The sequence below is a fragment of the Streptococcus sp. 68 genome (assembly GCF_013277415.1).
In the GTDB taxonomy this organism is placed as follows: Bacteria; Bacillota; Bacilli; order Lactobacillales; family Streptococcaceae; genus Streptococcus.
In genome coordinates this window covers 325,953-335,805 of record NZ_VMMX01000010.1, presented here as the reverse complement: position 1 = coordinate 335,805, position 9,853 = coordinate 325,953, and the positions used below count along the sequence as shown (strand labels likewise).

Here is a 9,853-nt window from a genome sequence, read left to right as displayed (position 1 = left end):
TTGAGCAGCCTGCGGCTAGTTTCCTAGTTTGCTCTTTGATTTTCATTGAGTATTAAACAGAAATCCCTAATGTCCGACTCATGATCACCACAAGAGCCAACAAACAGAAAAAAACTCCATTCACAATCATGTGAAGTAAGATAGACATTTCCAAACGTTGGGTTTTATAAACTGTCCAAGTTAGCACAGTTGACATTCCTCCATAGATAAGAAGAGAAGGTAGATTTGTCGGTAAATGAAGCAAGGCAAAGATAATAGCACCGACTATATAACCCACATTTTCTTTACCACGAAAGAGTTTTTTAGGAATCACTCCTCGACATAAAATCTCCTCACAAATAGGAGCTATTAGAACCAGTAAGAAAAAACTGGAAATTAAGGAACTATTCTGGACCAAATCATTAATATTTGATTGATTGCTGGTTGTTGTTTCATTCATCAAATGCAGTAAGACCACACCAAGAATATTAAAGGCAAGAATCACTAGATAGCTTAAGGCCAATCTAGCCAAATCCTTAGCCTTGAAAAACGATAAACCAAAACTAGCCAACTGTGTTTTCCTAGCACCTATTATAAATACAGTTAAAACCACAAGAGATAAGGCCCCTACTAATAGTCCAGTTTGAAGCAGTGGAAATTTTCTGCTAGTTAGAAAAGTTGCTAGAGCTAAAGGAAACTGAGAAAACAAAAGCCCTACTAGAAAGATTATTAACCACTTCCCCCTGTTTAATACTTCATCCCAAATATTCTTTTTTATCATCAATTATACTCCTACCATTCAATCAAAATCACCTACCTAGTTTGAAGCAATTTTCAAGTAACTATAATATAAAAAGGGGAGAACCCCTTTTTATATTATAGCATTTATAGGGCCATGCTGATGTAGTTCAGGATAAACAAGGCATCCAAAATCCAAATCATGACATGAACATCTTTAGCTTGACCTTTGACAAGCTCAGTCAAAGTGTAAGTCAAGAAACCAACTGCAATCCCTTGAGTGATAGAGTAGCTGAATCCCATAAAGATAGATGTGAAGAAGGCAGGAACCGCTTCAGCCATATCGTCCCAATGGATATTTTTCAAGCTAGCCAACATCATAATCCCAACGATAATCAAGATTGGAGCTGTAGCGGCTGTTGGTACAATCGCTAGAAGCGGGCTAAAGAAGCTTGAGATCGCAAAACAGATAGCTACGACCAAGGCTGTCAAACCAGTACGTCCACCTGCACCAATACCAGCAGCAGACTCAACATAAGTCGTTACGTTCGAAGTACCTGCGATGGCACCGACTGTCGTTCCAATCAAATCAGAGTAAAGAGCCTTATCCAACTTAGCTGATTGGTGATTTTCACCATTTGTCGCTACGATACCAACTTTTTCACCTGTACCGATCAGGGTACCAATTGTGTCAAAAATATCTGTCAATGAGAAGGCAAGAATAGCCATAAGCGTTTCAGGCAAGCGAGCTGTATCTGAAACCAAAGCTCCCAAACCTTCTGAACCAAGAGCTGCACCAAAGACTGTCTTCAAATCTTCAAAAGCTGCACCAACATGGTTATTAGCAAAATCGATGCTTGACAAATCTACCAAACCAACTGCAATAGCAAGAACAGTTGTTGTCAAGATAGAGAGGATAATTCCCCCTTTAATCCCTTTGATGACAAAGAAGATAGTAATGGCAAGTCCTGCAAGAGCCACCAAAACAGCTGGATTATTAAAGCTGACCAAGCCTGGAACTGCTGAAGCATTTGCCGCAATGGTTGCTTGCGCTTTGTCAGCCCCTTCTCCTACAACAGTATAGTTACCTGGATCAATCGTAAATTTCAAAAGTCCAGCATTCTTAATCCCTACATAGGCAAGGAAGACACCGATACCAGCTGAAATAGCTGAGCGAAGGGCATTTGGAATCGATTCAATGATCATTTTACGAACATTTGTCAAAGTGATAATCAATGAGATAATTCCACAGATGAAGACCATAGCTAGGGCTTCTTGCCAAGAATAACCGAGTCCAAATACAACTGTAAAGGTAAAGAAGGCATTGAGTCCCATACCTGGCGCTTGAGCATATGGCAAGTTGGCGTAGAAGGCCATCATCAGGGTACCAGCAACTGCACCGATAATCGTTGCGAGGAATACACCCTGAGCAGGCATTCCTGTTTGCGAAAGAATTTGTGGGTTTACAAAGAGAATATAACTCATTGCAAAGAAAGTTGTTAAACCAGCGAGAACCTCTGTACGAACGTCTGTACCGTTCTCTTTTAGTTTAAATAATTTGTCCATTATCAATCTCCTTTTAATTTTTACGAACAATAATAGAATTATATCATTTATCATTCACTTTTTCAATATCTTTGTTTGATTTATTTAAGAAATTGATTCAATTTCATTTTTTGTTTGGAATCTGCTTTTCTGCCTGCTTTCTGTTATAATAGTAGACATCTTATCTGAAAAGACACTAGAAAGGTCCCTATGACGAAAAAAATTATTGCAGTTGACCTGGATGGAACCCTGCTCAACTCGGACAGTCAGATTTCTGACTTTACCAAAGAAACTATCAGAAAAGTTGCCGAAAAAGGCCATCAGATTATTATTACGACAGGTCGCCCTTACCGCATGTCAAAAGATTTCTACCGTGAACTAGGCTTAGACACTCCTATGATTAACTTCAACGGCTCCCTCACTCATTTACCAGACCAAGTTTGGAACTTCGAAAAGTGTTTGACGGTAGACAAAAAATATCTTTTAGACATGGTTCGACGTTCAGAGAACATTCAAGCCGATTTTATCGCTGGAGAATATCGTAAAAAATTCTACATTACAAATCCCAATGAAGAAATTGCCAATCCCAAACTATTTGGTGTAGAAGCTTTTCGCCCTGAAGATCAATTTCAGCCTGAATTGGTGACCAAGGATCCTAACTGTATTCTCTTGCAGACTAGAGCCAGTGACAAGTATGCCCTGGCAAAAGAAATGAACGCCTTCTACCAGCATCAACTGTCTATCAATACCTGGGGAGGTCCGCTCAATATCCTTGAGTGTACACCCAAAGGAGTTAATAAGGCCTTTGCCTTGGACTACTTGCTCAAGGTAATGAACCGCGACAAAAAAGATTTGATTGCTTTTGGAGATGAACACAATGATACCGAAATGCTCGCTTTTGCAGGGAAGGGCTATGCCATGAAAAATGCCAATCCAGAGTTACTCCCCTATGCAGATGAGCAAATTTCTCTGACCAACGACCAAGATGGGGTTGCCAAAACCCTGCAAGACTTATTCTTATAGTCCATACTGACTAGCTTGCGAGCTGGTCTTTGTGCTCTTTTCACAGTCTCATCAACCAGTTAATCGATTGTTCTACTTTTTGCCTCCAAAACCTTGGAAAAGGCTTTCTTTTGTGATATAATTCACATATAAATGCAAGAGAGCTCGTAACACTCGACTCTGTTGACAAAAAATCAATCCAGTCCCGTTGTCCCTGTTCTCGGTCAATATAAAGGAGGATAGCTATGAAAGCTGTTGTTGTAAATCCAGAAAGCACTGGTGTTGCTGTTGAAGAAAAAGTACTCCGTCCACTTGAAACTGGGGAAGCACTTGTAGAAATTGAATACTGTGGTGTTTGCCACACTGACCTCCACGTTGCCCATGGTGACTTTGGTCAAGTACCAGGACGTGTTCTAGGTCACGAAGGTGTTGGTATTGTTAAAGAAATTGCCCCAGATGTAAAAAGCCTTAAAGTCGGCGACCGCGTCAGCGTTGCTTGGTTCTTTGAAGGATGTGGCACTTGCGAATACTGTACAACTGGTCGCGAAACTCTTTGCCGTACAGTGAAAAATGCTGGCTACTCAGTAGACGGTGGTATGGCTGAACAATGTATCGTAACTGCTGACTATGCTGTCAAAGTTCCTGACGGACTTGATCCAGCCCAAGCTTCTTCTATCACATGTGCTGGCGTAACAACCTATAAAGCTATTAAAGAAGCAAAAGTTGAACCAGGCCAATGGGTTGTCCTTTATGGTGCTGGTGGGCTTGGTAACCTAGCTGTTCAATATGCTAAAAAAGTATTCAATGCTCATGTCATCGCAGTTGATATCAACAATGACAAACTTGCCCTTGCAAAAGAAGTCGGTGCTGATGTCGTTATTAACGGCCTAGAAGTTGATGATGTACCAGGACTCATCAGAGAAAAAACTGATGGAGGAGCTCATTCAGCTGTCGTAACTGCTGTATCTAAAGTTGCCTTCAACCAGGCTGTTGACTCCGTTCGTGCCGGTGGTCGCGTCGTCGCTGTCGGTCTTCCTTCTGAAATGATGGAACTCAGCATCGTTAAAACAGTCCTCGATGGAATCCAAGTTATCGGTTCTCTTGTTGGAACTCGTAAAGACTTGGAAGAAGCCTTCCAATTCGGTGCAGAAGGTTTGGTAGTTCCAGTTGTTCAAAAACGTCCAATAGAAGATGCCGTAGCCATTTTCGACGAAATGGAAAAAGGGCAAATCCAAGGACGTATGGTACTCGACTTCACCCACTAATCTATTAGAAACCTATTTTAAAAGTTGGAAGCGTCTTCCAACTTTTTTATATTAAATTTTTAAATAAGAATTCAAAAAAACTTCTCCAAAACTCAATATATCAATATTTTCAGATGTAATATTTTTAATTATTTTATGATAAATAGTTGATTTTTAGATGAAAACGGTTTATACTTAAAAAGTCTTAAAGTTTTCTTAAACGAAAACTAAAACAAAAAAGGAGGAATGACAATAATGAGTATCGGAATCATTATTGCGAGCCACGGCGAGTTTGCTGCGGGTATTCATCAGTCAGGATCTATGATCTTTGGTGAACAAGAAAAGGTTCAAGTTGTAACCTTTATGCCAAATGAGGGTCCTGATGATCTATACGCTAAGTTTAATAACGCTGTTGCTGCATTTGACGCAGAAGATGAGGTTCTAGTTTTGGCTGACCTTTGGAGTGGATCTCCATTTAACCAAGCTAGTCGCGTGATGGGAGAAAATCCCGAGCGTAAGTTTGCCATCATCACAGGACTGAACTTACCGATGTTAATTCAAGCCTACACAGAGCGCCTGATGGACGCTGTTGCAGGTGTAGAAAAAGTCGCTGCTAATATCATTAAAGAAGCCAAAGATGGCATCAAGGCTCTTCCAGAAGAGCTAAACCCAGTTGAGGAAGTAGCAAGCGCTGCAGCTGTTCCAGTTGCCCAAGCTGCTATCCCAGAAGGAACTGTCATCGGAGACGGTAAACTCAAAATCAACCTTGCCCGTCTTGACACACGTCTACTTCACGGTCAGGTTGCAACTGCTTGGACTCCAGATTCAAAAGCAAATCGTATCATCGTTGCTTCAGATACCGTGGCTAAAGACGACCTTCGTAAAGAGCTCATTAAACAAGCAGCTCCAGGTAATGTCAAGGCTAACGTGGTTCCAATTCAAAAACTGATTGAGGTTTCAAAAGATCCACGTTTCGGAGAAACACATGCCCTTATCTTGTTTGAAACACCTCAAGATGCCCTTCGTGCTATCGAAGGTGGCGTGCCAATCAAGACTCTTAACGTTGGTTCTATGGCTCACTCAACAGGTAAAACAATGGTCAACAACGTTTTGTCTATGGACAAAGAAGATGTTGCTACATTTGAAAAAATGCGTGACCTCGATGTTGAATTTGACGTACGTAAAGTACCAAACGACACCAAAAAAGATTTGTTTGACTTGATCAATAAAGCAAACGTACAATAATCGATTTTATGAAAGGATTTTAAAGATGTCTATTATTTCTATGGTTTTAGTAGTCGTTGTAGCCTTCCTAGCAGGTCTTGAAGGTATCCTCGACCAGTTCCAATTCCATCAACCACTTGTAGCTTGTACTCTTATTGGGCTTGTAACAGGTCACTTAGAAGCAGGTATTATACTTGGTGGTTCTCTTCAAATGATTGCCCTTGGTTGGGCTAACATCGGAGCTGCCGTAGCTCCTGACGCTGCTCTTGCTTCTGTTGCTGCTGCCATTATCATGGTTCTTGGTGGCGACTTTACTAAGACAGGTATCGGTGTTGCCCAAGCGGTTGCTATCCCTCTTGCCGTTGCTGGTCTATTCTTAACTATGATCGTCCGTACACTCTCTGTCGGATTGGTTCACACTGCTGATGCTTCTGCTAAAAAAGGTGACTTTAAAGCAGTTGAACGCGCTCACTTTATCGCACTTCTTCTTCAAGGTCTTCGTATTGCAGTCCCTGCAGCACTCCTTCTAATGGTACCAACTGAAACCGTACAAAGTATTCTAAATGCTATGCCTGATTGGCTCAAAGATGGTATGGCTATCGGTGGTGGTATGGTTGTTGCCGTTGGTTACGCCATGGTTATCAACATGATGGCAACTCGTGAAGTATGGCCATTCTTCGCTATCGGTTTCGTGCTTGCTGCCGTATCAGATATTACTCTAATCGGATTTGGTGCTATCGGTGTTGCTATCGCTCTTATCTACCTTCACCTTTCTAAAACTGGTGGAAATGGTGGCGGAGGAGCCGCAACTTCTAACGACCCAATCGGCGATATCCTAGAAGATTACTAAGATAAGAAAGGACTGAAAACATCATGACTGAAAAACTTCAATTAACTAAATCAGATCGTAAAAAAGTTTGGTGGCGTTCAACTTTCTTACAAGGTTCTTGGAACTATGAACGTATGCAAAACTTGGGTTGGGCTTACTCATTAATTCCAGCTCTTAAAAAACTCTACACTAAAAAAGAAGATCAAATCGCTGCTCTTGAACGCCATCTTGAGTTCTTCAACACTCACCCATACGTAGCCGCTCCAATCATGGGGGTTACTCTTGCACTTGAAGAAGAACGTGCTAACGGTGTTGAGATCGATGATGCTGCTATCCAAGGGGTTAAAATCGGTATGATGGGACCTCTTGCTGGTATCGGTGACCCAGTATTCTGGTTTACAGTACGCCCAATCCTTGGATCACTCGGTGCTTCACTTGCCCTTACTGGTAATATCTTAGGTCCACTCCTCTTCTTTGTTGCATGGAACTTGATTCGTATGTCATTCTTGTGGTATACACAAGAGATTGGATACAAGGCTGGATCAGAAATCACTAAAGATATGTCTGGCGGTATCCTTCAAGACATCACTAAAGGTGCTTCTATCCTTGGTATGTTCATTCTTGCTGTCCTTGTTCAACGTTGGGTAAATATTAAATTTGCTTTCGATGTTGCCAAAGTTCAACTAGATGAAAAAGCTTATATCCATTGGGATAAATTGCCAGAAGGATCTAAAGGTATCCAAGAAGCATTCTCACAAGTAGGACAAGGATTGTCTCAAACACCTGAAAAAGTTACTACTTTCCAACAAAACTTGGATATGTTGATCCCTGGACTATCAGGACTACTCCTTACTTTACTTTGCATGTACTTGCTTAAGAAAAAAGTATCTCCAATCACTATTATCCTTGCCCTCTTCGCAGTGGGTATTGTGGCACATGTTCTTCACATCATGTAATCAAGCAACTTAAAAGGAACCAGGTTCTAAAATCTGATTCCTTTTTTCTATGCTTTTATTCAGCCAAGGCTCCCATTGGATCCCATGGTGCAAGTACAATTGGTTCTGCTCCATAGGCAGCTTGTTCTTCTGCTGTCAGCAATTCCTTACGGACAACGATTTGGTAAGTGTATTCGTCCATCCAAGCGTCTGAGGCAACAAAGTAACCATCGGTACCCACCTTGTCTCCCCATGAGTTTTCAACCTTCCACTTGGTTGATTTGCCATTTTCGTCCAAATCAACACCTGTCAAGACCATGGCGTGGGTCATCAAACTTTCGCTGTAATCCAAACGTCCAGCCTTGTCTTGAGTGAGTTTAATGTCCATGCTTGATTCAAAGTCATAAATATCTGTCGCAAGAATTCCAGCTTTGCGGTTGCTGAGCTGGCCGACATCAGAACCAAACCAAACAGTCTCACCTGCTTGCATTTGGGCAATCGCCAATTCTTTCAAGCGCTCCATTGGAACATTGATGTAACGAACTGCACGGCTACCAACCACATTCCCCAACATCTCAACTGTGTAAGATTTTCCGTAAGGTTTATCAGCAGTTGGAGCATTGATAACAGAAACGTAGTCTTCTAAAGGAAGATTGACATATTTCTTGTAAAATTCTTGTGGTGTGATGCCCTTTTCACTTTGGTAGTTGTTATCCTTATCACGATAGGCAAAGTCAAATTTACGTGGTGGAAGTCCTAAAGACATAGCAAGAAAATTAAAGATTTCTTGCAAGAGGTCTTCTTTCTTATCTTGAACAGTCGCTTGGTCTGCGCCAGAAGCAAGCAAGTCACGCAAAATTTGAGCATCTTGACGAAGCAATTTGTTGAGAATGGCATTTAGCTCACGACTGCTACTAGATGAAACTGACTCAGGGTAAACTGACTTAGGCACGACACCATATTTTTCAAAGAGAGAAACGACCATATCCCATTGACCACCATCTTGTTGAGGTGTTTGAAGTAGGAATTTAACCTTACGGCTCGTCAAGTCTTGGTCTGCAGTCGCAATGACTTGCTCCAAGAACCAGTTTGATTTCTCATACTTGTCCCAGAAGAATGTGTGGGCCTGTGACAACTCAAAATTTTCCAGTTTGTATTGTGAGATGAGCTTGTGGCGGAAGGTGTTGAGAGCTGCAAACATCCAGCAACGACCAGACGCTTTCTGGTTGGTTACCTTGTCCTTGGTCAAATCCAATGAGAAAACAGGTGTATTATCTACATGGCTCTGACGACGTTCTAAGGCTGCAAAAATTCCGTTGTGGCTAGCAGCATTTTCAATCGCTTGGTATTTTACATTTGCTTCATAATTGGCAAATAGTTTATCAGTAAATGATTCTTGAATCGCGTTCATAGATTCCTCCTTTTATTCTACAGTCTATTATAACTCTTTTCACAAAGGAAGCAACTGAAAAACATAAAAGGCAAGGATATTCTTCCTCACCTTTTCAAATATAAATCAAATTAAGCAATATTCGCAAGGAGAGCTTCTAATTCCTCCTCGGTCAAGCGACGCCATTCCCCTCTTTCTAAGTTCTCATCCAATACCAACGTTCCCATAGTCAAACGTTGCAGGTCTACTACTTCCTTGCCACAGTAGACCACCATACGCTTGACCTGATGAAACTTCCCTTCTGCAATGGTCACATGGATTTGGCTCTGATTCTTTTCTGCATCTGTGGAAAGAATCTCCAGTCTAGCGGGCTGACAGGTAAAGTCTTTGAGCGGAATGCCCTTGGCAAATGTCTCTACGTCTTCTTGGGCCATAATTCCCTTGATCTGAGCCAGATATGTCTTGTCCACATGACGCTTAGGTGAAAGAAGAGCATGAGCCAGCTGACCATCATTGGTCAAGAGCAAAAGACCATGCGTGTCAATATCCAAGCGCCCTACTGGGAAAACTTCCTTGCTCCGAGCAATATCATCCAGCAAATCCAACACCGTTCTGTGCTTGGAATCCTCAGTCGCTGAAATAACTCCTTGGGGCTTGTTCATCATGTAGTAGACAAATTCTTCATACTCCAGCACCTGCTCGTCAAAGCGAATCTCATCTCTTTCTTCATCAATCTGCAATTTAGCTGACTTTTCTTTTTTACCATTTACCGTCACGCGCCCAGCCTTGAGCAAGTTTTTGACCTCAGTCCGACTTCCCACAGCGCAGGCAACTAAAAATTTATCTAATCTCATAGAACTATTATATCATACTCAAAAGGAGGCTGGTACAATGACCAACCTCCTTTTCGTTTCATACTCTTCAAAAATCTCTTCAAACCGCGTCAACTTCATCTGCAACCTCAAAA

General features: G+C 41.5%; 9 protein-coding genes. 5 read left to right on the top strand and 4 right to left on the bottom strand.

The window, feature by feature from the left end; translation table 11 throughout:
• Nucleotides 1–52: 52 nt before the first annotated feature.
• Both HT720_RS06395 and HT720_RS06390 read right to left on the bottom strand, forming a co-directional pair.
• Nucleotides 53–760: a type II CAAX endopeptidase family protein gene (locus tag HT720_RS06395; protein WP_000592379.1), complete on the bottom strand. Its 708-nt coding sequence runs from the start codon at nt 758–760 to the stop codon at nt 53–55.
• A 104-nt stretch (nt 761–864) separates the two neighbouring features.
• Nucleotides 865–2,283, bottom strand: a complete 1,419-nt coding sequence (locus HT720_RS06390; protein ID WP_173274993.1) for an NCS2 family permease — start codon at nt 2,281–2,283, stop codon at nt 865–867.
• Between the two features lie 189 nt (nt 2,284–2,472).
• Here HT720_RS06390 and HT720_RS06385 point away from each other — a divergent pair, with 189 nt between their 5' ends.
• The 5 genes from HT720_RS06385 to HT720_RS06365 all read left to right on the top strand — a co-directional run bounded on the left by HT720_RS06385 (nt 2,473) and on the right by HT720_RS06365 (nt 7,517).
• A complete protein-coding gene (locus HT720_RS06385) occupies nt 2,473–3,285 on the top strand; it encodes a Cof-type HAD-IIB family hydrolase (RefSeq protein WP_173274992.1) in 813 nt (270 codons plus the stop codon).
• 224 nt (nt 3,286–3,509) lie between these two features.
• Nucleotides 3,510–4,529, top strand: a complete 1,020-nt coding sequence (adhP, locus tag HT720_RS06380; protein WP_173225990.1) for an alcohol dehydrogenase AdhP — start codon at nt 3,510–3,512, stop codon at nt 4,527–4,529.
• A 234-nt stretch (nt 4,530–4,763) separates the two neighbouring features.
• On the top strand, nt 4,764–5,753 hold the full coding sequence (locus HT720_RS06375) for a PTS sugar transporter subunit IIB (RefSeq protein WP_173274997.1): 990 nt from the start codon (nt 4,764–4,766) through the stop codon (nt 5,751–5,753).
• 25 nt (nt 5,754–5,778) lie between these two features.
• Entirely contained in the window at nt 5,779–6,582 is an 804-nt protein-coding gene (locus HT720_RS06370; RefSeq protein WP_173274991.1) for a PTS mannose/fructose/sorbose transporter subunit IIC, read from the top strand.
• A 23-nt stretch (nt 6,583–6,605) separates the two neighbouring features.
• Nucleotides 6,606–7,517, top strand: coding sequence for a PTS system mannose/fructose/sorbose family transporter subunit IID (locus HT720_RS06365; RefSeq protein ID WP_173274990.1), 912 nt, complete (start codon nt 6,606–6,608; stop codon nt 7,515–7,517).
• A 55-nt stretch (nt 7,518–7,572) separates the two neighbouring features.
• Here HT720_RS06365 and pepC read toward each other — a convergent pair whose 3' ends face one another.
• Nucleotides 7,573–8,907 carry an aminopeptidase C gene (gene pepC, locus HT720_RS06360; RefSeq protein WP_173274989.1) on the bottom strand — a complete coding sequence of 445 codons (1,335 nt, stop codon included), beginning with the start codon at nt 8,905–8,907 and terminating at the stop codon, nt 7,573–7,575.
• A 110-nt stretch (nt 8,908–9,017) separates the two neighbouring features.
• Nucleotides 9,018–9,740, bottom strand: coding sequence for a pseudouridine synthase (locus HT720_RS06355; RefSeq protein ID WP_173274988.1), 723 nt, complete (start codon nt 9,738–9,740; stop codon nt 9,018–9,020).
• Nucleotides 9,741–9,853 lie beyond the last annotated feature (113 nt).

Bases quoted from the DNA above. Each gene is read 5' to 3' on its own strand.
- HT720_RS06395 (WP_000592379.1), bottom strand. From the start codon at position 760: ATGATAAAAAAGAATATTTGGGATGAAGTATTAAACAGGGGGAAGTGG.
- HT720_RS06390 (WP_173274993.1), bottom strand. From the start codon at position 2,283: ATGGACAAATTATTTAAACTAAAAGAGAACGGTACAGACGTTCGTACA.
- HT720_RS06385 (WP_173274992.1), top strand. From the start codon at position 2,473: ATGACGAAAAAAATTATTGCAGTTGACCTGGATGGAACCCTGCTCAAC.
- adhP (WP_173225990.1), top strand. From the start codon at position 3,510: ATGAAAGCTGTTGTTGTAAATCCAGAAAGCACTGGTGTTGCTGTTGAA.
- HT720_RS06375 (WP_173274997.1), top strand. From the start codon at position 4,764: ATGAGTATCGGAATCATTATTGCGAGCCACGGCGAGTTTGCTGCGGGT.
- HT720_RS06370 (WP_173274991.1), top strand. From the start codon at position 5,779: ATGTCTATTATTTCTATGGTTTTAGTAGTCGTTGTAGCCTTCCTAGCA.
- HT720_RS06365 (WP_173274990.1), top strand. From the start codon at position 6,606: ATGACTGAAAAACTTCAATTAACTAAATCAGATCGTAAAAAAGTTTGG.
- pepC (WP_173274989.1), bottom strand. From the start codon at position 8,907: ATGAACGCGATTCAAGAATCATTTACTGATAAACTATTTGCCAATTAT.
- HT720_RS06355 (WP_173274988.1), bottom strand. From the start codon at position 9,740: ATGAGATTAGATAAATTTTTAGTTGCCTGCGCTGTGGGAAGTCGGACT.